Here is a 25796-nt window from a genome sequence, read left to right as displayed (position 1 = left end):
CCTGGGAATGGATTCCCTGACGGCGTTGGAACTTAGAAACCGAATTCATGATAAATTGTGCTGTCCTGCGCTTAGCCTGCCCATCGAATATTTTATTAATGAACCAAGAATCGACAAAATCGCAAAAAATATTGCCAATGAATTACAACCAGTCTTCGAGAAAATACGTGAGCCGCTGACTCTTGAACATCCATCCAATGAAGAAATGGCTTTATGTGATACTCAATATGTATTCTGGATATTCAACAAACTAGGCGCCAGTTTCAATTGCGGTATGCAGTTACAGCTATGCGGTAATCTAAACAGGAAATACCTGGAGCAGGCCTTTGGTTTTACCATTCAGCAAAATAGTGCTTTTTGGATAAACTTTAGCGAAAAGGCACCCATCCAAATGCTAAAAAAACAAGGCCAATTCAAATTGATCTATGAAGACATTTCTTTAAATTATGATCAGAATACGTTAAATAAAATATTTTATGACAATATACAACAGTTAATTCCATTAACAGAACCACCTCTGATTAGGGTTTATCTTTATAAATTGAATCATGATCTGCATGAATTACACATCATGATACCTCATATTATAATCGATGACCCTTCGTACCGAATGCTATTCGATCAATTCAGGAAAAACTACGAAACCCTTCTGCAAGGGAAAAGCCTTGTGCCTGTATCAGAAAAATATACCTATTTTGATTTTGTAAAACAAAATAATGCTCATTATGAAAAAGACTTACAAAATAAAATTGCTTTTTGGCGAGCTTATAATAAAAAATTTCAAAGGTTGAGTTTCGGTCGTGCGTACCACTTGCCTGATGCAGCCAACCAACCCCAAAATTTATTTCATTATCCTATGGATGCTCAACTTATTGAAACATTTAAAGAATGGCACCAAGAAAAAAATATTAATGTGAGCATCGGTTTAATGGCTGCATGCCAAATTGTTTTTTACAAACTCAGCAATCAAAAGAAAATTCCTATTACAATATTGCACAGCGCCAGAGAGGGTAGTCGTTATAGATCGGTTATCGGCTTGTTTACAGAATATAAAATAATAAATATTACCTTAAATGAAGACTATAAATTTATTGATTTTCTCAGGTCAATTGAGGAACAGCTTGCAATCACGGCGCCCTATCAAAAATGTCCCCATACCATCAAAAGTACGGGCTTACAAGGTTCTGGGTTATCGTTTGGACAATATTTAATCTATCTATATAGTAAATTTACTCTTACAAAACATTTCAAAAAAAGTAAGCTTAATTCAACTGTAGTGGATTACCAACTTAGAAGTCTGAGCCAAGCACGAGGACGTCGACTAGAGATTTTAGTTAAATATTACCTCAATAAATTACTTAAGTTAAATCTGCCGTTGCAACAGCCGGCTCGCTTAAGAATAGCGATTAACATTACAGCAAACTTTTTTATCAAAGGACCTAGGGATATGAATTTCGAAGGCCTTGAGTCCAGTACCCCTTATCATTATGGCACGGTGGATCGCCCTATAGGTAATCAAGCTTTATGGTTATATTTTACAAAGGATCAATATGGTGAATATCGATTTTCGATTAATGGGCCATTAACAAAAGACTGTAAAGATCAAATAGCTTATGAATTGAATCGTACCATGACAATTTTACTACAGGATGATGAACGTAGAATTGCTGATTTTATATAACTCATCTTACGCATCCAGTCATTGATTAATGAGTTAATGTCATCTTTAAAGATTAATCATTTCATCGAACAAGCTTAATCGCTTGCCAAAATTCCATAGACCGTCTATCTCTAACTCAGGCGAATACTAGCTAAGTTTATTCAACCTTCTATGTTCCTGACGCAAGGAGGCCAACTTATAAAGGGTTAACGGCCCGCCTATTTTTACAGCGGATATTTAAAAATCAATTGGTGCAAATGATCTTTATTTGAGCATATGATCAATATTTGTTCTAAAATTTAAATTAAATACGCTGTTATTGTGAGGTCGTTATGCCCAAATTAAATAAAACAGGTTATAGACTGCCTAAAACATTAAACGATTTAATTGAAGCATACAATAAAGAAGAAAATAGTGATTTAGAAAAATTATTTTACTTACAAAAAATTAATTACTATCTCAAGGGCACAACAAATCCTCAACTCATTTCATGGAGAAATCAATTAGGTCGTGAAGGATTGGAAGCTCATTTGCAAGTTTATGGCATTCATCGTGACTCATCTGAGTTATTGCAAAGTATTGAGTTTGCCCAAGCGGTAAAGCGCTTTGCTGAAGATATTGTTGCTGATGAGACGTCACTTTTTGCAGCGATGAGCAGCAGAGATGCCCTCTTTAGTGCAGATGAAGTCACTCCTGCGACAATAGAGGCATTTGCTAAAAGCAACCTTGCTATTTTTGATCAGTATACCAGGGATGAAGCGCTTCAGGAAAAAGTTGCTCGGCATGCAAACTTTTTGGCTTTAACCTATGCAAAGGTGGATGCTATTCAGGGGTATGTCCGTCAATATTTTGATGAATATGAAACCAGTGTCTTAGGGAATCCTGATGGGAATAATAAAAATTTTATATTAACGGTCAGCGAAGGGGAAAAACTGGTCATCAGAGTAGAAGATAGAAACAGCCTGGGAAAAGAGCAACGATTGCAATCTCATGAAGTCAGTGAATATTTTTCTGAAGATTATGCGACTTTAATGGTTCCTTTTGATATAGATGGAGACACGGAATATAGACCTGTCGTGGTGAGTCAGTTGGCAAGAGGAGGCGATCTGGAAAGTTATGCCAGTACACTGGCTGACAAGAAGCCTGAAGGGGTTGTTGCCGAAGCAGAAAATCTCTTTTCTCAATTGTCTGATTTTTGCGTAAAATTAATGGATTCTGGTCATTATCATCCTGACATTAAGTTATCGAATTTTTTGGTTGACGATGGAAAAATTGTCATCAGTGATCGAAAAACACTCACCGATAAGAAAAATCCTAAGGTCATGGACATTAGTAGTTCCCCAGCTTATGCCGCACCTGAATACCAAGCATGTCTGACAACAGACGAGGTTGGAATGAACATGCTAAAAGCAAGAAAAACTACTCTTGATATGCCTTCTTATATGTCATATCAGGTGGGTATGGCATTAAAAGAATTTATGTGTAAAAGTAAGTTAATACCTTTAGATATGACAGAGGACGAAGGTTTTCAAAAATTTCTAGAGTGGAATTCTATCAGTAGTCTTGTAAAAAATCCCTCTAATGAAATTCGAAATATTTCCATACTTGTTGAAGAATTAACCCGCTCTACACCTGAAGATAGATTATCCATCCAAAACTTTAATGCACTATTAAAAGAGATTCATTTACCATCAACGATATTTTTACAAAAACTTGGAGCGTGTTCGCCTTCCTCCATAGTATGTCGTCAGAAAGACGCAGAAAATTTACAACTCATACGTCAGGTATTAACCGCAGAAGAAATAACTCCTACACATAAAGAGCAATTATCTGGGATCCGTAATTTAAAATCGCTTTTAAGCAGAAGTGCCATCAAAGCAAGTTTGGATGGTTATTTTAAACAAGTGGAAGAGCGTCTTCTTGCAGAAGATTTAAGAAAATCCAGCTTGGGAGATTGGTTTTTGCACAAGTTGGGCATTAGAGAAGTGCCTCGGGTTACGAAGATTAAAGATTTAGACGTAACAACCATTCCTATCCCAGATGCAAAAACTAGAGAATTGTTGGTGATATGTTCCGACGCTGGCTATCAAGTTAGCCCTCTGCAAAAAGATTTGTGCCAAGTTTTAGAGACTTTAGAGAAAAGAGATAGGAAGGAAGAAACGGAGGAAGTGGCACATGGTGATGATTTGCACGTGCAAATAGGCGATGCTACTGGCACTATGATACGCCTGATGGGCGATGACACTGGCACGATGGTGCGAAGAGACGATACTGGCACGATGGTGCGAAGAGACGATACTGGCACGATGGTGCGAAGGGATGATACTGGCACGATGAGGATGAGCGATGGTTCTGTTGAAGGACGGAACGTTGATCCTCTGGCTGCTGCTTTAGCTTCTTTTGGTGAAATGGATGCATCCCCCGCTGTTGCTACGCCTGTAGTTACTGATGTTACGAGTACAATTGCTCGCGGAGATAAAGTAAGATTTTTTAAAATCACATTAGATGATGTAAGAGAAGACGGCGTAGAACAAGAAGAAGATCACGAGCAACGACTTGGCAGGAAGTGAGGCGTGTTTTTTTACTCTGTAAAATGAGGTTGTTTATGAAGACAAGGCTTGTAAAGCACTGTGCTGGAATAGCACTTTTTTCCTGACAGTGCCGGAATGCGCTCGCCGGCTAATATAATGCCGGCAAGATTTAATGGATCGGCTGCAGAAAGAGTAATGGTCGGTGTTTCTGGCTTTGATTTGTTCATAGCCCGTAAGGAGTCAACGGCATAAGGAAGGGCAAATTGCTCGCCCGTGAAGCCTTGGATGAAGCGACCCCCTCGGATTTCTCCTCGTTCTTCCAATAGGCGAAACGTGTCTAACAACGTATGCCAACGTGGACTATTTTTTCTCGGACCAATAATTCCCGAAAATATACACCGTAGCGTTTAAGAAGTATCCAACACGCGGCTTCTAATTGCCGGACTGGGTCAACCGATTTCTTGATGGATAATAGCGACCAGCGTCCCATCACAGAGGGATAATGCCCTCGCCTACGCAAGCGGCGACGTGGGTCAATTAAGGATCGAAGGTTATCAAAGCCATCGGCGGTAATAAGACCGGCAGCAACAAGTTCCCACAATCCTGCTTCGATTTTTGAGCGAAGATGACCAACGTCAGCCACCATATCGACAAAAAAAGAAGCGCCATGCTCTTGCAAATACGCATAGATGGTTTTTGCCACATGACTTAAGACCAATAAATTTTGCAATGATGCAGAGGACACTTTTAGAGGAGATATGTATAAAACTTGCATTTGCGGCACAAGAATACCAGCCAAGGATGTGCAGCCACCCTTGTGTCTGTGGTTCTGTTGGTAAGGAAAATTTATCAATAAACCAATTGCGAACAATGGGGTGCGCCCAATCTAAGTTGTTTGATTGAATTAAGGTCATAGAATTATATATGAAAATGCACAAAGAAGTGTTTATTGATTTATTTAAGACTACATGGCCGGCTGTGTTTTTACTAACCTTCAGGATTTACGAAAACTCCCAATTTTTCTGCGTTAAAAAGAAATTTTGATTCAGTCATTTAGTTAGTCTAAACTTCCTCAGCAAATTTATTTTTGCCTTGACCTTGAGGTTTTTCATAAGTCCTGACTTTGTAGTTTTGGTATCATTTTATTTTTCGCATGGAATATATTGATGAGAACAATCGCTAGTCCTCCTTCTTTTGTTTTAACAGGGTTATTACATTCAGATTACTTGACAAGACCTCTTGATCTTTACGAAGGAAATCTTGCGCCTGATTTTTCAAAGGAGGACCTAGGTAATGTATGCCTTGCACTTCAAGCCGCAGTTGAAGAATACTCTCTCAATGAACTTCCCCACACGAACGTGGTCTATTGGCTAGTTCCAGCATATCCTCCATTAAGTCCTAGGAGTCAATAATGACTGTTACTGAACAGGATCCAATTTGGCATATTGCAGGCATTGGTGCCTTAGGTAGTGTGGTGGCTGGATGTTTCCATCAAACCGGTGTGGACGTTCGTTTGATTTTAAAAAACGAGCAACAATTATCCATCTATCAACAGTCAGAGTTAACCATTTTAAAAGCACACTCTGTTTTTACTGCTTGTCCTGAAGCCACTGTGCTGGATCATCTTGGTGATGAGCCAATTGATTATTTGCTTTGTTGTGTAAAAGCTTATGACATCACCGGACTTTTAATGCGGTTAAAACAAAATTTACATCCTAACAGTATCATTATCTTAATTCATAATGGCTTGGGCGTTTTAGATGAAATTAAAACGTCTTTGCCGCAATCGCGCGTTATTTTAGGTATTAGTACCATCGGTGCTTATCAGGAAAGTGCATTTGCAGTCAGGGCGTTTTTAGGAGGCAAATTTTATTTAGGTCAAGCCATTGGTCAATATACTCCAAAAGAAATAAAGTCCGTTTGTGCTACTTTTGCAAAAGCAAAACTCCCTTATCAATGGGTAGGAAATATCCAGCCTATACTGTGGGAAAAATTTGCAATCAATTGCTGTATCAATTTATTGACAGCGTTATTCAAATGCAAAAATGGGGATTTGCTTTTCCATAAGGAGATATTGAAAAATTTATCCTGTGAAGTTACCCAAGTAATCCGTGTTTATGGAATGGATTTATCCGCTGAAGAGTTATTTCATAAGGTTATCTCTGTGATTGAAAGCACTACCGATAATTATTCCTCCATGTATAAAGATATAGAGAACAATAAACAAACAGAAATATATTATCTTAATGAGCATTTGGTGAAGCTTGCACAACAGAAAAAAATGAGGATACCTGTTCATTCTGAATTATTAAACAAATTTTATAGCAAATTTCATGAACAAAAATTTCATGGATCAAACCTAGAGCATGGGTGATTCGGCGCCATCCTTAGGATGGCTTTAAGGTCTGTTGATGACAGACCTTAAAGCGTTGAACGACTTCTGGGCAGTTCGATCGGACGATCTCTCACGGCAAAGCCATCCAATTGGCTGCTGACGTATTGAGCATCATTGCCTGGTCGAATTAGACGAGCATCTTCAGTAAAATGGCCAAGTTCAATATCTCGTCCCATCCGCACTTGTACTTTAGATGGCAAGTGTAGCTCCATCGAAGAACCATCTTGTCTTACAGCATCAATTTCTGCACTTCCTTTCTCGGTTATTTCTAAATTATGAATGGCCTTGCCGCGGTTATCATGTGGATTGTCAGGATCGCTATAACCAGTATCGCCAACAATAACCTCCAATGACGGCTGTCGGATGATTAAAGGAAAATCGGAAAAGGGTTGGTGGCCTGTGACAACGCGGTAAATGCCAGCGCGATTTAAAAAGCGCACAACGTCTTCTGAAATGGGCGCTAACTGATTATGTTGATACCAGTTGGTAGTCACCACGGATTTTGGATTAAAGAGCACATAACGATCCAAGGGTTTGTGGCCGGGGGGTGTCATCTCATCCTCTACCGGTTTTTTTTCCCAATCTTCAATTTGTGCCTTATACCATGCATTAAGCGCGTCAACCCATTCTTTAGCATTATCAATACGCTTACCTGATTCCGATAGTCCAGGAACGTAGCCAATATTGGCTGGTGTTACGGCACCATGTAGAAATAAAGTTTCGCCTAATAGGACGCCAAGTTGAGCGTTTCTCAGATATTCCGTTACAACACCAGTTGGAGAAACAGAATCAATAAAGCTTTGAGTCACCGTTTCATCACGAATGCTATCCGGTGATTGCCCTGACAGTTCTGCCAATTCCATGCGTCGATATTCAAAGGTACTGGGCTTGTCTTTGAAGGCAGCGCATCCCATCGTTTCATTTAACATCCATTGTAGATAGAGAGTTTGACATTGTTCTGTACTCAGTCTGCCAATATACCGCCCTACTTCATCTTCAGAAACGGTGGCGTGCTCTCGTTGCATCTGTCGAATAACATAGTCACGCGGCATAACTTCTGTCCGCCAAAAAGCAGCAGGTCCGCGCAATAGACGCTCTCTTATTTTATTGGGGTCGAGTTCATACGTAAATCGACGGCATTTGATTTCACGATTGCCGGCAAGCAAATGAACCTGAGTTGGGTGTGATTGTTTAAACCTCGTGAGGGCTGTCCCAATCCTCAAATCCCCTGGACCTTTATCACAAAAGTCACCCCCATACACGAACGCTGGGGTTATGGGTCTTGTGGGTTGACGAAAAGCTAACGCTCCTTCTCGCCATTGAATGGTGCGAGAGCGATCTGCCCATCGCTGCAGATAACGCCAATTTCCTTCTACGTCAGTCAAATGAGAAATCACTCTTCCACCCTTTAATACAGGTTTAAAAAAACGCATGAATCCATCCTGTTTAAATATACATTCTGATGCTGGTGTTGTAACCGGCATCAGCCTGTTCGTTGGAATTTTAATCTTATTGTATATGATAGCCTATTGGTTCTGATTTTGAACAAAAATACAAAAGAATAATAGCACGGGTTAGAGTTTTTCACCTGGTTAACAACGTCATACGCTAACCAGGTGATAGGATAGACTATTAGGTCGGGCTTGTTCCTGGGGGAAGAACACCTCCTTCAACAGTAGCCCTGTCTGTTTCCGGGCTGGAAACGGGGGCTGCACTTCGTCCAGCAAACCATCCTAATAGTGAAGTTCTTCCGTGTGCGGCAGTTTCAGCGGCTTTGGCTTCCTCGGCTTCTCTGGCTTCTCGAATGGTTAGTTCTGCCAGATTGCGTGTGAGCATTTCTTTACTGGCAGCGGCTACCAGATCGGCGCCGCGTTTCCATACTTCTTCCAATCTTGCTCTGTCTTTAAGATAAGGATGCTCTATATTCAGACCTGTTTCGGATTTTCCTCCCACAAAAATGGTGCGGTGAAGAAATTTCATTACCTTGCCAACGCAGTCGCATCGGTCTTCCGCTTGCATGGAATTTTCCATGGATATTCCCATGGTTTCTGTAAGTTTTTGATAAAGCACACTTTGAGTTGGGTCTGAATAGCGATAGCTTTCTTCAATTTCATTATGAATGACCAGCATCGCACCGCTTACTATTTTTGCTTTAATTTCGGGAGTCATCTCTGTTGCATCTGCATCCAGTGCGGTGATCGTTTCCTGCAGGAATTGTATTTGTGAGCGACGTAAAGGCGGCAAATTTTCCACGGAATCGGCGCGATGATAACCACAAAGGAATGTGATGTTTTCTGCAAATCTAGCTTTTAATTCATCATACGATCTAAAGGTAAAACTCACATTTTTCTCCTTAAAAATAAATTAACTGAGTTATAACTTAACGATGTCCAGTCACATACAATCATAAAGATTTTTATTATGCAAGTTAAATAATTAATCAGAAAAATATAATGATTCCCATATATTTATGGGTTGGCGATGATTGGAGTATTTTTTAGAAAAAATGGACGTTAGTTCAATCGATTATTTCGCTAAAAATAGATTCATAAACTTCGTTTTTATAGGAATAATATTTATTTGGCGATATAAAAGACATAATGTCTTTTATATCGAACTTATATCCTGATCATCCAGGCGGGAGCATTGTTGTGTATCTCGCATGAATAGATAAACCAGTAATGAGCCCGCAATGCAAGTGGTAACATACCAATAAAAACCACTTTCCATACCGTGGCTTTTGAACCACAGAGCAACGTATTCAGCCGTACCGCCAAAGAGTGAGACCGTAACTGCATAAGGTAACCCTACGCCAAGGGCGCGAATCTCGACTGGAAATAATTCCGCTTTGACGATCGCATTGATGGATGTATAACCACTGACAATAATTAAACCAGCCATAATGAGCAAAAAAGCGCCACGCCAAGTTTCTATTGTATTGAGCATCGAAAGAATCGGCACGGTAAAAATAGTGCCAAACAACCCAAAAGCAAGGAGAATTGGACGACGACCAATCTTATCGGATAAGGCTCCAATAAGCGGTTGTAACAGCATAAAAAGAAACAAGGTGGCTGCAGAAATGGTTGTCGCATCCATTTTGCTCATACCAACGCTATTTGCAAGGTATTTTTGCATGTAGGTGCTGTAGGTATAAAAGGCTACCGTTCCGCCCATGGTAAGTCCTACCACGGTAAATAATTCTTTAGGATGCCGCAGCAGAGCAAAGAGGAGATTTTCCTGTAGATCACATCGTTTGTGCACAAAGGAATCCGTTTCTTCCATGCCTTTGCGCAGGTATAAGGCAATGATGGCGAGCAGAGCTCCAATGAGAAAAGGAATGCGCCACCCCCAGCGTTCTAACTGGTCTGCACTTAAAACAACTTGCTGCAGTAAAATTAATACTGCCAAGGCAAGGAGTTGCCCGGCAATTAAGGTCACATATTGAAAACTTGAGAAAAATCCTCTTTTTCCTTTGGTGGCCATTTCACTAAGATAAGTGGCTGAGGTGGCGTATTCACCACCGACTGATATGCCTTGTAATAAACGGGCCAAGACTAATAATAAAGGGGAAAAAATGCCAATGGTTTCATAAGAGGGAGTAAATGCAATCATAAGGGAGCCAAAGCACATAAGAAATACGGAAGTTAATAACGCTTTTTTTCTTCCTTTACGGTCTGCATAGACGCCCATTAACCAGCCACCGAGAGGACGCATGAAAAATCCTACGGCAAAAATAGCCGCTGTATTCATTAATTGAGCAGTAGTATCGCCATTAGGAAAAAACACTTTGGCAAAATAAATGGAAAAGGCGGCATAAGCATACCAATCATACCATTCTATTAAATTTCCAATCGAGCCCTTGAAGATGGATTTGAGATGTTCTGCTGTGGTTGGTTCATCCTTGATTGTAGCCGTTAAAATACCGACGTTATTCATGTGTTTCCTTCTTTTCTTGGGTACTAACTCTGGTTAATCATACCGTGGAGACATGCCGTAGTCTAAACTCTCTCATCAAAATTTCTTTTTGCCTTATCAGTGGTCTAAATTAAGAAGGATAATCCAAAAAATACGGAATCTTCGCTCGTCGTTTTCCTAAGTTGACGGCGAAGCAATTTCAATGTCCCATAATACTGCTGATGCTCATATTCAATAAATGCTACCAGGCCTGGAGACAGTCGATAATTAGGTCGAATAATATAGTATATTTCATTCAGACCATTGCCGATTTCATCTTTGACCACCGTTTTAGTCGCAGCAATGGCGCGTACTTCCAAGCCAAGAAAAAAATTATTGGTCAGTTGTGTATTGCGGGCAAATTCAACGTCCATTTTAAAGCTGCCTTGGTGATAATAAAAGCGGGTGTTATTGGCAATGAAGTAGGGCATCAATCCTTCTATTCCAACACCAGGCTGCCAATAAGGTGTTTGCGATGGACGATAAAAATAATTGGCTCCGCCCTTAATGGACCAGAATTGATTGATTAACCGCCAATAAAAAACATCAATGTCTGCATTTTCAATTTGGCCTTTTTGCATCTCTGCATCATTAATAAATAATTGCAATTTATTAAAATCTAGACCATATAAGCCATAATAAGTGAGTGTCTGTCTATTATGCGAAAAATCACCACCTAATTCTAATAGACTTGCCGTATAGAGTTTTTGCGGATGTGATTGTGGATTTTGGACCATTGGTAAAGGAATAGGTCGTAATTCATCGATTCTTACAATAGGTCGATTATAGTAAGGAGTTTGTTTAATGATGTGCTTTGGGTTTTCTTTTCCTTTGGCGATTTCAATGATGGATGTGTATTGAAAGGTGCGGGCCATGCCAGAAACCATGTGGTTTAGCATATGGCAATGAAAAAACCATTGTCCGCTCGCATCCGTGTCCAGATCAGCGGTTACTAGGCTTCCTGGTGGTACATCGATGGTATGTAATAAGGGATCGTAATGGCCATGACCATTACGCAAGATGACCCAATGACCATGCAAATGCATTGGATGATGCATCATCGAATTATTGGTAAAAACAAGACGGTATCGTTTCCCTGGTAAAAGTTTTATCGGTTTGGCGTTGTATTCAGGGACTCCATTGATCAACCAGATGAAGCGGTCCATGAAGCCAAATAATTCGAGCTTAATCGTTTTGTAAACTGGTTTATTAGGATCGTTCGTTTTAACTCTAGCTGTTAGTTGTTGATATTTAGTGCCAATGGTTTGAATCTTGTCTTCTTTATGTTGCTTTTTCTGGACCTTTTTTCCGTGATGAGCGTGAGGTTGTTTTTCCTGTGTGGCCATATCGATAGGTTGATGATTTAGGGTATGGCGTATCCCCATATGTTTCATCGGATCTAAGCCGCGCTTGCGTTCATTGTTCATTTTTTCACGTGTGACTGGCAATGGTTCAGGAAATGGCTCTATTTGATGATAAGCAATGGTTTGGTTGGGATGCGTTGTCAGTGCGCCGATGGCTGCTCCTACTTTATCGGCCGATTCTGCATAAATAATATAAGGCCGATCTTGTTCAATTTTAATTAAGACATCATTGGTTTCTCCAGGCCCCATTAAAAAATGTTCTACAGGATAAGGCATCACATCATTGCCTTGTACATGGACCATAGTCATGTGTGCATTTGGAATTTTGATACGAAAAAATGAATTGCCCCCCGCATCGATAAAACGCAAGCGCACAACATCGCCGACTTTTACTGCTGCAGTCCAGGGTTTATGTGTTGAATGGCCATTTAATAAAAAAGCATCGTAAGCGACATCACTAATGTCGTAAATACCCATTCTCATACGTTGCATCATTTTATAATCCATCCATAATTTTTTACGTTCTTTGGTGGAAGATTTATGATGGCTGCGAAGAAAATGTTCAAGTGATGGTTGTAATGGAAAATTCGGTGAGTAATATTCTCCATCTTTTTTCAAGTTCGCTTGGATGTGGTTTGCTTTGGTATTTTTCCAGTCGGATAAGACAACCACATAATCTTTTGTGTAGTGATAAGGAGGTGGAGATTTGGGCTCAATAATAAATGCGCCATATAATCCTTCTTGTTCTTGCAGCCCGGCATGAGCATGATACCAGTATGTACCGGATTGACGAAGTTTGTATTTGTACTGAAAGGTACTGCCAGGTGGAATTCCCCTTTGCGTAATATTCATGACGCCATCCATTTGCCAAGGCAAAATAATACCATGCCAATGTATGGAGGTTTCCTTATCTAAATGATTATGCACGTTTATGGTAATTGTATCGCCTTCTTTAAAGCGAAGTGTGGGGGCTGGAATTTGGTTGTTAATGGTTATGGCGCGACTTGGTTTCCCATTAAAATTGACCATGTTGTAGGAGATTGTTAAATCAACCGTTGGGGTTGTGGCCGAGGCAGTGTGGATGAATTGACTGATAAGGTAAATTGCTATAATAAATTTTTTCAAAATCATAACCTTATAAGAAAGATCAAAACCCAACGTACTTGTTGGGTTTTCTGCTTGTTCAGCAGGACTTAAGCGTGTGCATGAAATAGTTTGATCATTGCTTCATTAAATTGCGGAATATCATCCGGTTTTCGACTGGTTACTAATTGCTTGTCAGAAACGGCTGGTTCATCAACCCAGTGAGCTCCCGCATTCATGAGATCAAGCTTAATGGATGGCCATGAGGTGAGTCTATGGTCTTTTGCGAGGTCTGCATTAATCAATAACCATGGACCATGGCAAATGGCGGCAATTGGTTTTTGTTGACGAGCGATTGCTTTTACAAATTCAACCGCTTTGGGAAGCAGCCTTAAGTGGTCTGGATTGAAAACGCCTCCTGGTAAAAGCAACGCGGAATAATCATCCGCATTGGCATCATCCAAATGAATGTCCACTGTAAATGTGCTTCCTTTCTCCATATGATGCCAACCTTGGACGTCATGTTTTTCCGGTGAAATTAAAACCGTTTTTGCGCCTTCTTTTTCTAAAGCGTGCCTTGGTTTCTCCATTTCTACCTGTTCAAAACCATTTGCCACTAAAATAGCGATTGTTTGTCCTTTAAGCTTTTCCATGTAGTTCTCCTTGGCTTTGTCATGGGTGTTTTAAGAGTAGTTGAAGATTTATAAATGTAAATGTTTATCCAAGGCATAGGCCCCCCTTTATCAAGATAAAATAGGTTTTTATTTCTTTTGTGGCGGACTTCTGGCAAATTGTTTTCTTTAAAAAATACAGAAGAAGAGGTCCAATGCATGCCGTAAAAATCAAGCTGATTTTGTTAACTCCATTATTTTTGTTATTAACTCATTATCTTGCTGTGTTTCCTCACGAGTATGCCCATTCTTTTATGGCATGGGTGTTAGGTTATAAAAGCAATCCATTGGCTATTAACTACGGGGGAACAAGCTGGCCAAATCTGTTGTTATTGACTCATATCGATGAACAGGTGGATTACGCCATGATTTTTTCGGCAGGACATAACCATGAGGCTGCGTTGATTGCTTTTGCAGGAGCGGGCATTGCCAATGGTTTATTGTTTATATTGTCTTTTTGGCTACTGAGCAGGGAACGTGTTCAGCAGCAACCGTATTTATTTTACTTTATGTTTTTGTTTAATTTAATGAATCTTGGCAATTTTTATGATTATGTGCCTATTAGGACGTTCGTAACCCACGGAGATGTGGCCCATGTTGTGATGGGTTTAGGGATATCTCCTTGGGGGGTATATGCCTGTGGGGGGTACCTTGTTGCCTGTTTAATCTGGCATTTTTTTACCCGAACCATGATTTTAGCGTTTATTAGCTTAAACTTTGTATCGACATCCTTGAAAGCGAGTTTAATGGTTTTGTGTGTTGCCGTATTATTTGGTTTTTTTGCAATCCCTGGGTTTTTCGGGTATGGGGATATTAGCTATTTTCTGTCGGCGACCTCCTTTTTGGCGATTCCTGGTTTGATTGTTGCATTATGGCCGACACGAGCCTGGGTGCTTCGGCAATTAAGTGTTATAGGGCAGCCACTTCACCATTAAAAATCTGAACTGTACTTCATGAGCTCATTTGATAAGGAGATTAGGATGGTAGAAAAAGATAAACGAACGAAGGTACAACAATAAGCATCGTGAGGGGAAAAGGGGTCGGTGGTAAATCAAGATGAATTGGTTCATAGTGGTCGATGGCATTGCTGTGGCTTTCTGGACCAGATGGCATGATCGTTTTCTCTAATGCCAATTCAGAGCAAAATATTGTTCATAAGCAAGCAATATCAGTCATTTTGTCTCTCATAATAAACAATGCGGCAGCCAATCGTCCAAAAACATGCACCATTAAACCTTGATACGAGCGTACCTTGCTGGCAATTTGAATCCCAGTTTTTTCATTTACCCAGCTGAAGAATGATTCAATAGAAAGACGGCTGCGATTATCACGTAAAAAAACACGCATAGGCGCTATCGATAAAGGGTTTCATTTTTTGGGCACCAACGTCACACAGGACTCTTCTGATTCGGCTATTCAAGAACAATATGAACAGTATTTAACCTCAATGGAGGGGGGGGAACAGTTCGGTTGCAGCTGGTCATTCGGATACTCTGCATGAGACTATCGTTCCGCATGCGCGAACGTTACGAAATGCACGCGAACAAGTTAAACAAATGGTTACTGATGGAGTCTCTCTCCGCCGAATCAAGAGTTACTTGCGTCGTTGGTGCGCGTGGTGGGTGAGATCGTCACAGAGATCGTCACAAAATTGGCAATATGAAGAATTATTGATGTGGTTTTTACAAGCCTGCCGGGACGCAGCGGTCGCGAGGGTCGCCGCCGAAATACTCCAAGAGGCTACACCAATAGACCAAGACCACTTGCCGGTGGGTTTAAATGCTCGTGCGATAGCGTGAGGTCGACAGTTCTCGCTTCATCAAGGCGGCGAACAGCCGCCAAATCGATAACAGCACCCCCGACATGACCACCGGCAACATCGCCGGCCACCGAACGCCGTAGCCGGCGCTGCCCGCGAATTATCGCAAAATCGAAACCAAGTCCAGAAGTAGAATGCTCCGCTAGAGGGAACCAAGAATCCTTGCCGCCTTTCACATAATTATAAAAAGCCAATGTCCTGGGCAATGTTCCCTCCCTGAAGGATGGGGTGGGGTCAAACGGGCGGCCCTTTCTGCAATATTCTTGTGCGACATGCGCAGGAACCTCCCGCTGGGCTTTGCCCACGGCCATCCAGGCCGCCCCTAACTCATGCCAATTTTTCTCCTTAATCCAACCATCATAGCCTTTCACGTAGGTATCCAGCGCGTTAATGAGAGGTTTTAAATCAAAATGTTTTGAATGCTCAACAGTCTTGCCATGCTGTTGGTAGGTTAGCCCTTTTTCTTCCATTGTCTCTATCCGAGTTAAAAGGTGAGCTTTAGTCTCCTCATCCATATGACGCTCCAACATGCGGCACATATGGGTATCTTTGGCCCAATAGGCGTATTCATAAGCGGTGCAGTTAAAGGTACGGCCCGAGTAATCGGTAAATTTACCCGCGGTTCTGAGAAGAACCTGCAAGCCCTGTTGAGCATTCAAAACGCTTTCTGCTTCCTCTTGTTTGCCTTTCGCCACATCATGTAAAAATTGACGCACCTGGAAGGCGGGGGATGCAAAACACGCCTCTTTGACTTCCTTGGGTAGTCTTTCCCATTGGACATCGCCAAGTTTATCCATTAAGGCTTCTGGTTCGATATCAACCACTGCGGCAATGGATTCTTTTTGGCTGGGTAGGATTTCGGGATGAGCCGCAAATTCTTTGCGAACTTCCTCAAAGTATTTTTGATGAGGGGCTGTGGGGTCAACGATGTTCGCAAAATCCGTGCAAATCAAACCTTGATGGGTTACAAATTTAGCCTTCTCTCCTGTCGCCTCGGTGTCTAATATCATGAAATCATCCATATGCGGATTTTCTTTGGTGGCCGTGACCGTTCGATAAGTGGTTTCAAATTTTTGTTGAATGCTGTCCTTATCTTCTGTACTGAAAGAGCGAGTTAGTCCGAATTCAGCTGCATGAATGTTGCAAAAAGCACAAAGCTGTCCTTCCACGTCATCACCCGAACTTAAGGCGATGAACACAACCTCGGCTAACTCTTTGCTTAACGCTGGGTTGCCGTCTAAAATCACCCCAAAGTTTTTATCACTGATGCCGAGGGCGCGACAATACACATTCATCACACCTAAGTAAAATTGCGTCAGGATGGACAGGCACTCGGCTTTGTCTTCATTATTCGCATAAATACCAAGATAAAAGGGTGACCCTTGAAGTAAAGTCCAGAGATTGGGTGCACAAGTACCCAGGAGCGCCTCGATATAATCTTTTGTTGTTGCATTGTCACCAAAACCCATTAACGCATCAATGTGCACTTTATCGACCGCTTGTTTTACTGTTCCATCACGGGTGCGTTTAAAATAGCTCTGAAAATCAACCTCCATGCCAAATAGGGTTTGACATTGCTCTTTTAAAACCCGCTGGATGTCTTCAAAGGCAGCACTTTCCGGCAAGGCTTTCAACACTGCATCGATTAACTTTGTGCGTGGGTTGGGTCGTGCCAGGGTGACGTTAGGGAAGTTTCCATGCAGGCTTTGATACAAAGGAGATAAAGGATTGCCTGCCCCATCATTACGCCGGTTTACATTAAAGACTGGATTCGCTACGGTGGAGTATGGGTCTTGTACACGTGGTCGTAATTGAATGCTGAATAAATTGGAGGGCTTGGAGAGAAAATGGGTGACAGAGTCTCTATAGCTACCCCTCATGACTTTTACCGCTTCCAGGTATTTATTGATTTGAGCCAATCGCTCTTCTTTCGCTTGATGCAGAGGATTTCCTTTCTCCAGTAATGACATGTCAAATTCAAGCGCGCTTTTATAAGACTCTAGTTCATTGATGGCGCCGCCTTCCGCAAAAAAAGTTCTTAACTCCAGGCTTGCTTTACAAGTATTGTCAGTACTGATGTCAATGCCCGCGATGAAGGGAACCAGGAGATGAACTTGATTGGTTTCGGGATTAATGTAGAGGTATTTCAATGAGGTAGGCTCAGTCAATGGAATGCGCATGAATGTTCCGCTCTAAAATTACTTTAAGTTAAGTTTATAACAGGATGATTAAATTTTAAAATTTATCATTTGATATGGAATCGACTCACGAATAGGTCAAGAGGCGGGATTTAAGAAAACTGTTAAAAATAAAGTTGATTGTTTAAGTTTTGCTTTGGATTCGCATTCTAATTTCATCTAAATATTGGTTGAGAAAACGCTGTCTGGTAAGGCGTGAATAACATCATAATGATCAAGGGGTTTTGCATATTCATCTTCGTATTTGATAAAGAGCCATGTGTCTTCTTGTTGATTAATACGGATTAAGTCCCATTACCCATTTAATTTTTTTGCCTTCAAAATAAAGCGCAGAAGTCCTTTCTGATAAGCGATGGCAGGATTTTTGGCCAGAGGAATCCGTGAGCCTCTATCCCAAAGCAAGACGGTTCCTGCGCCATATTCACCTTTAGGAATAACTCCTTCGAAATGGCCATATGCAATGGGGTGATCTTCAACGTGGATGGCAGGCCGTTTTATGGAAGGATCCAGGCATGGCCCTTTGGGAATAACCCAGCTTTTAAGCACACCATTGAGTTCGATTCTAAAATCATAATGTAACTTACGGGCAGCATGCTTTTGAATCACATAAAGATTATGATGACATTCATACGGCTCACCTTTAGGTTTCGGTGTTTTACTAAAATCTCTTTTTTTATGATGGTCTTCCAGACTCATAGAATATCCTTAACCTGTCTTAACAACGATTATTTTTGGGGTAATCTATTGATTTATAATAGTTCAATTTCGGTTTGTCTGGTTAATCACTCGGCGATAACTGGCAGGCGCGTATATGCTTAAGACATTACATAGTTAGACTATGAAGACAGGTTCTAAGTTTAATGAATTCAATGAGAGATTTTCAGTATGGATTTTATGAATAAAAAAGTAATCGTAACCGGTGCGAATCGCAGCATGGGCAGAACCATGGCGCTTGCTTTTGCTCTGCAAGGCGCTGATGTTGTGATAAGTTACCGCAGTGATGAGGCAGGAGCCAGAGAAACACTCGAAGCGATTAAAGCCACTGGACGTGATGCCCTAGCACTCTACGCTAACTTTGCGTGTATGGGTGATGTGGCTGTTTTTGTTAAAAAAGCCATTGAGTATTTAGGCCATGTTGATGTTTTAATTAATAATGCGGGAATGTTGTGTCGTGAAACATTATTTGAATTATCTCCGGAAAAAATGCAACAAGTCTTTCAAGTCAATACGATTTCCCCACTGTATTTATTAAACTGTGTGCGCATGATATGGTAAAAAGAAAAACAAAAGGATGCATTCTGAATATTTCCTCCATTAGTGCAACCACCACCATGCCTAAAGGTATTGGTTACGCTGCTTCAAAAGCGGCCATGAATAAATGGACGCAAAATGCCGCATTAACCTTGGCAGAATATGGCATTCGAGTAAATACCATTGCCCCAGGTGTGATTGAATCGGGAATGAATCAGGATACGGCGATGAGCAATCCAGAGCTTTGGGATTATTACATAAGCAATATTCCTTTAAAAAGACCTGGGACACCCGATGATATTGCCAATATGGCCATATTTCTTGCTTCAGACAAGGCCGATTGGATCACTGGGAAAGTGTTTGCAGTGGATGGTGGGCATGTTTTGTAAATAAGACATCATCAATAGATTTTAGCCTAACTCTTTTTTGGAAATCATCATAAGCAGTCGGTCAAGCATTTTTATGCTGAGTAGTCTTTTTAGAATGGCAAAAAAATGCGCTGGAAAAGTAACCGGATATTTTTCTTTAGGTTTTTTGGATTCAATGGCATGGATTAACTTGCGAACAACGGCATCAGGTGGGCGTGTAAACATGGATTCGTTTTTACTGTGACGAAATGCGCCGAGCATTTGCTGGTATTGTTTCTTAAAATGACTGTTTTCCATATCGATTTCTTTAAGGGCGTACTCAATGCTGTTATCTCTAAACTGGCTGTTAATAGGTCCAGGTTGGATACAAATAACAGCAATTCCTGAAGGTTTGAGCTCCAGACGCAAGGTATCACTTAATCCTTCCACCGCATATTTAGAAGCATTATAAGCGCCGCGAAATGGTAAACTTATGATGCCAAGCACAGAACTTAAATTAATGATTCGTCCCTGACCTTGTCGGCGCATCACAGGAATGGCAAGTCGAGTCAGCTCCATCAAGCCAAAGACATTAGTTTCAAACTGCTGTCGGAGGGTTTCGCGATCCAAATCTTCTAGAGCACCTGCTTGCCCATACCCGGCATTATTGATGAGCACATCAAGACGTCCATCTGTTTTTGCTAAAAGATCTTTAAATCCTGCCATAATAGACAAAGAATCATTCATATCCATCTGCACGGTGTCAATCCCTAAGCCGAGCAGGGTTTGAACATCTTCGTTTTTACGGCAGGATGCAACAATTTTATGACCTCGCATGGATAAGGCAAGCGCCGCTGCATGCCCTATGCCGCTGGAGCAGCCGGTAATAAAAATTGTTTTTGATTGCATTAAACAGCCCTATCTGTCAATGTTAAAAATTATTGCTTATAGACGGTATTTGTTTCGGTATTATTTTAATACCTCGGCGTTTTTATTTAATTTACAGCGTAATACTTTCCAATATCCAAATAAATTAATTTTGTGCGTTTCCAATAATTTAAATTGTTTGTGTTCCAAAATGGAATGGATGGAAAAATTTGAATTAAATCCCACTATTTTTTGAATTCTGGCAAACCGCTGTTCAAGAAAACGCATCACGGGTTGCTCCGAGGCAAAATGATTTATAAACAAAATGTCTCCATCTGGTTTACATACGCGCGTTACTTCTTTAAGAAAAGCATCAACGTCAGGCACTACCGAGGCAACGTACATAGCGACGACAAAATCGAAACTGTTATCAGGAAATGTCAAGTTACCTGCATCCATCACTTTTAGGGAGATATTTGTGGTTAATTTTTCGGCGGCAATTCGTTTTTCAGCCTTTTTTAACATTTTTTCTGAAATATCGATGCCGGTGATGTTTAAATCCGTACGATAAAGTGGCAAAGACAATCCAGTTCCTACGCCTAATTCCAAAATGCAGGCATGTTTATCCGCGTATTTATTCACTAAATCCGTACCAAAATGGCGGCCCGGATGAAATATTCGACCGAATACAAAATCGTAAAACCATGCGTAAGTGTCATATACTTTCCTGACTGAGGTAAGCGACATATAAATTCCTTCTAATATTAGGGCCTGTTGATAAAAACATATCTATTTAATCGAATTCCTATTTATAATCAAGAGAGTCTGTTGACATTTCATTTCACGGCTGCAAATTCAGCTGATTAGCACCATTTTGTGTTTGAACTCGTTAAATAGAGCTTGCTATTCGCCTCATTCAAACACAAAATGGCACACAATCATCCAAATTTTCGCTTCGCAACATGAAATGTCAACAGACCCTAAACGTAATTATTTTTTTACAATTTCCCATAGTTCATAAGCCGTTTCTTTGCTGATTTTTCCGTCCCGCATTTCGAATAAGTGGACCAGTCTTTGCTTGACGGTATCGCCAATTTGTGCAGACCAAATGTTTTCTGAGGCAGTGATGGTAAACTGCATCAAACGATCATCAAATACATAATCTTCAGTTGCAAATTGTGTAAAGATTTCGGCTGAAACATCTTTTAGCGTTGCAAATAGAGCGCGATAATGCGCTGCTACCTGTTCTTTTCCGCTCACTTTGAAATGACGGGCGGGTGCTTCCCATACGACATCCTCGGTGTATGTTGTGATCACTTTATCAATATCATTGCTTGCTTCGTAGTCGAAATGTTGTTTTATTGTTTGCAGATTTTCGGAAATTTTACTGGCGTTTGACATAAGTTGTTTTTATCTGAGAAGTGTATCTTAAATATAGCAGAACCACTCCATGATAGAGTATTGTCAGCTTTCTCTAAATATTAAAATAAAGTTTTAAACAGACTTCATTTTTAATGATAGAGCGCTCAAATTTATCAGGATAAACACCTGTTAAAAAATCGGAAAGCCCATAATAAAAGGCTTCTTCTTCTACAAAAGTTTTTTTATTTTGGTTGACCTCAGGAAGTTTTAATAAATCTCCTGTATATCGAATTTCCACCAGAACATCGACTTGATCATAGCTTAAATCAACATGGGTTTTTCCATGAGCGAGGTGGGCATGATGGATGTATTGAATCATTTCTTTTGTGGTTAATGTAATTCTTTCTATGGTCTCATGGTTTATCTTCCATTGATTGCCACGTTCTAACATAAAATCGGCTAACCTTGTTGTCGGCATATCCGTTTCACTTTCAAAGGTAAATATCGCATGTTTACGAATGCCAAGTCGAAAAATCAAATGAAGTGTCAGGGCAACAATCACTGAAAGAGAAAGAGTGGTGGATGTAATAGATTGCAAGAAAGTAGGTAAAGAGGAATAAAATGCCGGGTATATTTCTTTACTTAATCCAAATAAAAGTGCAAGACCAATAACGTAAGTCATGCGTGTATCAACATTTCGGGAAGTCATGACTTCAATTCCGCCGACGATCATAAAACTTCCTGTAAACATTAAGGCGGGACCGATTACAGACATGGGCATAATCAGTAATATAGAGGCAATTTTAGGCAGCATGGCCAAGATAAATAAAATAATGCTGATGGCAAATGCAATATAACGGCTTGTGGCGCCAGTAGAAGAAGAGACTCCTACCAAGCTTGGAGCAGTACTGATGCCAGGCGAGCCGCATAACCCGGCAATAACCGCCCCCATTCCATCGGCGAAGATTCCTCCTTGAATTGATTTTAAGTTTGGATTCTTCCAGGATGGATCATTAATTTTCTGGCAGGTTGTTATCACGCCCACGGCGCGTAAAGCTGCGGCAATACTGGCGACAATAAAGGGTAGAATGATTGAAAATGAAAAATTGTAAGAAATAAAACTGAGGCTTGGCAGAGCAAAATAAGGGATAACTTTAAGTTCAGTTATTTTTGCAACGTCAACAGCGCCCAGTAAATAGGCAGTGATAAAGCCAACCAGTAAACCGAGAAAAGAACAGATGAGTTTAACTAGGCCATGCCACCAAATGCTTAATGCAACCATTGTGCCTAATGTTAGTAACCCAATCAATAAATGCTTTTCATAGTTGTAAGCGCCTGCTCTTGCTACCCCTAAAAATTGAGACAGTCCTTCCAGCCCCAATTCGATTCCAACCACAGCAATAATAAAACCGGATATGCCTGGTGGAAAAATAACCCGCAAGCGATATGAAAAACGAGAGAACAAGATTTCCAAAAAACCTGAAAAAATGGTCATGCCCAGCACTAATGGTAATCCTCCGGCATCGGCAGCCAATAAGGATGCTTTAAGATAAATAGCAGACACAACCGGTGCTGCGAGATAACCAGAGCCGATAGGTGGGCGTAAGGCTTGAATGGTAGTAGCAATGGCAAGTGCTATCATTCCCATTCTGACTGCGTTAAGCGCAGTCGTATCTGATAAATGGGCGGCTCGTACGATAATGACAATAAGAACTAAATAAACGGACATTAGTATCACATGCTGTAGGCCAAGCAAAATTAGTTTAGGTAATGGGGGCTTGTCATCTACGGAATAGATTAGATCACTATTATCCATCAATATTTATTCCTTCATGATGTCATTAAAAAATTTACAAAATTATTCTCATGGTTTTTGCCAATGATCTGTTCTATTGAACATAGGTCTATTCCGGTGCTGGCTAAAATTTATCAGCATTGGCTAATTGCCAGTGTTTTTCAAAGCTCGCGGGAATGTTTTTACCTAATAATTGGCCAGGTTCTAAATATTCATAGATTTCATTAAAAGACTTAACGCATTCATTATCAAGGCGTCTCATAATAAAATCGGGCTTAAGATCGCTTGGATTGGTTAATCCCATCGCGCCAATCATTTCCAGAAAACTCCTCATCGTGTTTTTATGAAAGTTGGCAACACGATGTTTTTTATCATCAACGACCAAGCCTCGTTGTAAGCGGATATTTTGGGTGGCAACACCGGTTGGGCAGGTATTCTTATTGCATTGCTTGGATTGAATACAGCCAACGGCCATCATCATTCCTCGTGCAGAATTACACATGTCTGCTCCCAGTGCAATTTTACATACCATGTCGAAGCCAGTTGCTATCTTGCCACTGCCTATCAAGCGAATTTTGTCACGTACGTTAATGCCGACGAGGGCGTTGTGAACAAAAATTAATCCTGCTTCCAATGGCTCACCCACATTGTTTGTGTATTCAAGTGGAGCAGCGCCAGTACCGCCTTCAGCACCGTCAACGGTAATAAAATCAGGCAAGATGTTGGTTTCCAACATGGCTTTACATATCCCTAAAAACTCAGATTTACGTCCTACGCAAAGCTTAAATCCTACAGGCTTACCATCCGTCAAATCACGTAATTTTTTTATAAATTGTAATAATCCTATTGGAGAATCAAAGGCAGTATGGGCTGGAGGAGAGATCACATCATGTCCCATTTTTACCTTTCTGACTCTTGCGATTTCTTCAGTCAGTTTTGCTGCTGGTAATATTCCTCCATGAGAAGGTTTGGCGCCTTGTGATAGTTTGATTTCAATCATTTTTACTTCGTCACGATTGGCTTCTTGTTTAAATTCCTGTTCATCAAAGTTTCCTTCATCATCACGACATCCAAAATAAGCCGTTCCAATTTGAAAGATAACATCGCCCCCCTGCAAGTGATATGGGCTTAAGCCGCCTTCTCCTGTGTTATGAGCAAATGCACCAATTTGCGCCGCTTTATTTAAGGCCATAAGTGCATTGGGAGATAAAGCACCATAGCTCATCGCGGATATATTTAATCGAGAAGCATTATAGGGTTTCTTGCAATCTGGACCGCCAACGACGATACGAGGCTCAATCTCTGATACATGTTTGGGGGCTAACGAGTGTAGTACCCATGTATAACCTGTTTCTAAGATATCTCTTTCTGTACCAAAGGGCACGGTATCCTGAACATTTTTAGCGCGTTCATAAATGATGGAGCGTATTTCTCTATTAAATGGACGTTCTTCTTCATCATTAGCAATAAAGTATTGCTGAATTTCCGGGCGAAAAAATTCTAGAATGTAACGAATATGACCCAGAACAGGAAAGTTGCGTAAAATACTATGCTTTGTTTGGAGTAAATCGTAGAGCCACAATAAAATGAGTGGGATTAAAAGAGCCAGAAACCAAATGGTGTCATGCAGCATGACCAGAATTAAAAACAACGTTAAAATAACGATCCCAAAGCCTATGTACCATTGACGGCGCATAAATACCTCTTAATGTAGATTTGTAAGCAGCAATCACTAGATAATAAAAAATATTATTTATAACTAATTATAGATTCTTTTTCAAAAACATCACGTTATCTTACAAAACACCCTGTGTATTCTTAATTGCAACCTCGTGTGGTTGACCGATTTATAAGAGAACCATCTGTGTATCAAAAAGAATGGGAGAGGTTATTAAAGAATTAGATGCAATAGGGGCTTAAGATCTCCTAATTCCTCTTTGCAATGAAAGCAATTCATTAAATACCTCCTTTTTTAAAGGAGGCATTAGTCAAGTTTAAAGAAACTGAATAGTATTCTGAATGAAGATAATGGTAGCCTGTTTAGAACGCTCGGGCGTGGTGATGGATATGTTTTCCTGGGGGAGGTAATAATACGCCAACTTCCTGAAATGCTTTAAGCTGTGTTTTTGCGAATTGCTCAGTAATTTTTGCATTATTTTCATTAATGCGTTTTATGAGCGGCGCAATATCATTCCATTGAGTGTTTGGGGTTGCCAGCTTACCCATGAGCTGTAATCTAAGCGTTCTTTTTTCCTGCAACAAGGGAGCAATTTGACCGCGGCTCTCCCGCATGATGGTATATAATGTCTGACGTTGTTGTTTATTCAATAGATTGCCCATTTTTTTATGACAATGGCAATGTTGATGATTTTTTGTTGATACGATTTTATCATTCGGTGGATTAGCGGAGGCTACTGGTGCGCCAAGTAATGAAAATGCGAGAACACTGGTTAATGCTAACTGTTTCATATTCATTTTTTTCTCCATTGATGAGTTTCA

General features: G+C 40.5%; 22 protein-coding genes and 1 pseudogene. 6 read left to right on the top strand and 17 right to left on the bottom strand.

The features are described 5' to 3' along the window. Both E1O52_RS09410 and E1O52_RS09405 read left to right on the top strand, forming a co-directional pair. Window positions 1-1681, top strand: a 1681-nt coding sequence (locus E1O52_RS09410) for a condensation domain-containing protein (RefSeq protein WP_242602221.1), incomplete at its 5' end; no start/stop codon positions are given. A 311-nt stretch (window positions 1682-1992) separates the two neighbouring features. Continuing rightward, window positions 1993-4230, top strand: coding sequence for a protein kinase family protein (locus tag E1O52_RS09405; RefSeq protein ID WP_133128455.1), 2238 nt, complete (start codon window positions 1993-1995; stop codon window positions 4228-4230). Between the two features lie 11 nt (window positions 4231-4241). On the opposite strand, the gene E1O52_RS09400 is transcribed toward E1O52_RS09405, so the two are convergent. Both E1O52_RS09400 and E1O52_RS09395 read right to left on the bottom strand, forming a co-directional pair. Continuing rightward, a complete protein-coding gene (locus E1O52_RS09400; protein WP_133128454.1) occupies window positions 4242-4535 on the bottom strand; it encodes an Lhr family helicase in 294 nt (97 codons plus the stop codon). Next, a complete protein-coding gene (locus E1O52_RS09395; protein ID WP_133128453.1) occupies window positions 4529-4966 on the bottom strand; it encodes a hypothetical protein in 438 nt (145 codons plus the stop codon). The genes E1O52_RS09400 and E1O52_RS09395 overlap by 7 nt, the downstream gene beginning before the upstream one ends. A 636-nt stretch (window positions 4967-5602) precedes the next feature. On the opposite strand from E1O52_RS09395, the gene E1O52_RS09390 reads away from it, so the two are divergent. Further along, on the top strand, window positions 5603-6565 hold the full coding sequence (locus E1O52_RS09390; protein ID WP_133128452.1) for a ketopantoate reductase family protein: 963 nt from the start codon (window positions 5603-5605) through the stop codon (window positions 6563-6565). Window positions 6566-6612: 47 nt separating this feature from the next. On the opposite strand, the gene E1O52_RS09385 is transcribed toward E1O52_RS09390, so the two are convergent. From E1O52_RS09385 to E1O52_RS09365, 5 genes are all read right to left on the bottom strand, one after another. Beyond that, window positions 6613-8019, bottom strand: coding sequence for a metallophosphoesterase family protein (locus tag E1O52_RS09385; RefSeq protein WP_165474764.1), 1407 nt, complete (start codon window positions 8017-8019; stop codon window positions 6613-6615). A 199-nt stretch (window positions 8020-8218) separates the two neighbouring features. Beyond that, complete coding sequence (locus E1O52_RS09380; protein WP_165474763.1) at window positions 8219-8929, bottom strand: hypothetical protein; 711 nt, start codon at window positions 8927-8929, stop codon at window positions 8219-8221. A 264-nt stretch (window positions 8930-9193) separates the two neighbouring features. Beyond that, entirely contained in the window at window positions 9194-10522 is a 1329-nt protein-coding gene (locus E1O52_RS09375; RefSeq protein WP_133128449.1) for an MFS transporter, read from the bottom strand. Window positions 10523-10626: 104 nt separating this feature from the next. Next, window positions 10627-13035: a multicopper oxidase domain-containing protein gene (locus tag E1O52_RS09370; protein WP_133128448.1), complete on the bottom strand. Its 2409-nt coding sequence runs from the start codon at window positions 13033-13035 to the stop codon at window positions 10627-10629. Window positions 13036-13097: 62 nt separating this feature from the next. Beyond that, window positions 13098-13640, bottom strand: a complete 543-nt coding sequence (locus tag E1O52_RS09365) for a type 1 glutamine amidotransferase domain-containing protein (protein WP_133128447.1) — start codon at window positions 13638-13640, stop codon at window positions 13098-13100. A gap of 173 nt (window positions 13641-13813) precedes the next feature. Between E1O52_RS09365 and E1O52_RS09360 the strand changes: the two genes are divergently transcribed. Beyond that, window positions 13814-14593: a hypothetical protein gene (locus E1O52_RS09360; RefSeq protein WP_133128446.1), complete on the top strand. Its 780-nt coding sequence runs from the start codon at window positions 13814-13816 to the stop codon at window positions 14591-14593. Between the two features lie 40 nt (window positions 14594-14633). Here the strand turns inward: E1O52_RS09360 and E1O52_RS13190 are convergent, their stop codons facing one another. Continuing rightward, on the bottom strand, window positions 14634-14771 hold the full coding sequence (locus tag E1O52_RS13190; RefSeq protein WP_165474762.1) for a hypothetical protein: 138 nt from the start codon (window positions 14769-14771) through the stop codon (window positions 14634-14636). Window positions 14772-14810: 39 nt separating this feature from the next. Beyond that, the gene (locus E1O52_RS09355; RefSeq protein ID WP_133128445.1) at window positions 14811-15005 is read right to left on the bottom strand and encodes a hypothetical protein; all 195 of its coding nucleotides are present in this window, start codon (window positions 15003-15005) and stop codon (window positions 14811-14813) included. A 150-nt stretch (window positions 15006-15155) separates the two neighbouring features. Here E1O52_RS09355 and E1O52_RS13405 point away from each other — a divergent pair, with 150 nt between their 5' ends. Next, the gene (locus E1O52_RS13405) at window positions 15156-15284 is read left to right on the top strand and encodes a hypothetical protein (protein WP_278043952.1); all 129 of its coding nucleotides are present in this window, start codon (window positions 15156-15158) and stop codon (window positions 15282-15284) included. A 114-nt stretch (window positions 15285-15398) separates the two neighbouring features. On the opposite strand, the gene E1O52_RS09345 is transcribed toward E1O52_RS13405, so the two are convergent. Together E1O52_RS09345 and E1O52_RS09340 are read right to left on the bottom strand one after the other, a co-directional pair. Further along, a complete protein-coding gene (locus tag E1O52_RS09345; RefSeq protein ID WP_133128443.1) occupies window positions 15399-17657 on the bottom strand; it encodes a hypothetical protein in 2259 nt (752 codons plus the stop codon). 312 nt (window positions 17658-17969) lie between these two features. Beyond that, on the bottom strand, window positions 17970-18371 hold the full coding sequence (locus E1O52_RS09340; protein ID WP_242602220.1) for a DNA polymerase ligase N-terminal domain-containing protein: 402 nt from the start codon (window positions 18369-18371) through the stop codon (window positions 17970-17972). Between the two features lie 189 nt (window positions 18372-18560). Between E1O52_RS09340 and E1O52_RS09335 the strand changes: the two are divergent. Continuing rightward, a pseudogene (locus tag E1O52_RS09335) lies at window positions 18561-19315 on the top strand (SDR family NAD(P)-dependent oxidoreductase). A 21-nt stretch (window positions 19316-19336) separates the two neighbouring features. On the opposite strand, the gene E1O52_RS09330 reads toward E1O52_RS09335, so the two are convergent. The 6 genes from E1O52_RS09330 to E1O52_RS09305 form a co-directional block, all read right to left on the bottom strand. Beyond that, a complete protein-coding gene (locus E1O52_RS09330) occupies window positions 19337-20182 on the bottom strand; it encodes an SDR family NAD(P)-dependent oxidoreductase (protein ID WP_133128442.1) in 846 nt (281 codons plus the stop codon). Between the two features lie 60 nt (window positions 20183-20242). After that, window positions 20243-20887, bottom strand: coding sequence for a phospholipid N-methyltransferase PmtA (gene pmtA, locus E1O52_RS09325; RefSeq protein ID WP_133128441.1), 645 nt, complete (start codon window positions 20885-20887; stop codon window positions 20243-20245). A 243-nt stretch (window positions 20888-21130) separates the two neighbouring features. After that, on the bottom strand, window positions 21131-21541 hold the full coding sequence (locus E1O52_RS09320) for a nuclear transport factor 2 family protein (RefSeq protein WP_133128440.1): 411 nt from the start codon (window positions 21539-21541) through the stop codon (window positions 21131-21133). A 73-nt stretch (window positions 21542-21614) separates the two neighbouring features. After that, window positions 21615-23318, bottom strand: coding sequence for a uracil-xanthine permease family protein (locus E1O52_RS09315; protein ID WP_133128439.1), 1704 nt, complete (start codon window positions 23316-23318; stop codon window positions 21615-21617). 103 nt (window positions 23319-23421) lie between these two features. Continuing rightward, window positions 23422-24993 (bottom strand): FMN-binding glutamate synthase family protein, encoded by a 1572-nt coding sequence (locus tag E1O52_RS09310; RefSeq protein WP_133128438.1) that lies wholly within the window; start codon window positions 24991-24993, stop codon window positions 23422-23424. A 344-nt stretch (window positions 24994-25337) separates the two neighbouring features. After that, the gene (locus E1O52_RS09305; RefSeq protein ID WP_133128437.1) at window positions 25338-25772 is read right to left on the bottom strand and encodes a periplasmic heavy metal sensor; all 435 of its coding nucleotides are present in this window, start codon (window positions 25770-25772) and stop codon (window positions 25338-25340) included. Window positions 25773-25796: the final 24 nt, after the last annotated feature.

Source organism: Legionella nagasakiensis (assembly GCF_900639915.1).
GTDB classification, from domain to species: domain Bacteria; phylum Pseudomonadota; class Gammaproteobacteria; order Legionellales; family Legionellaceae; genus Legionella_A; species Legionella_A nagasakiensis.
This window is presented reverse-complemented; position numbering and strand designations above follow the sequence as displayed.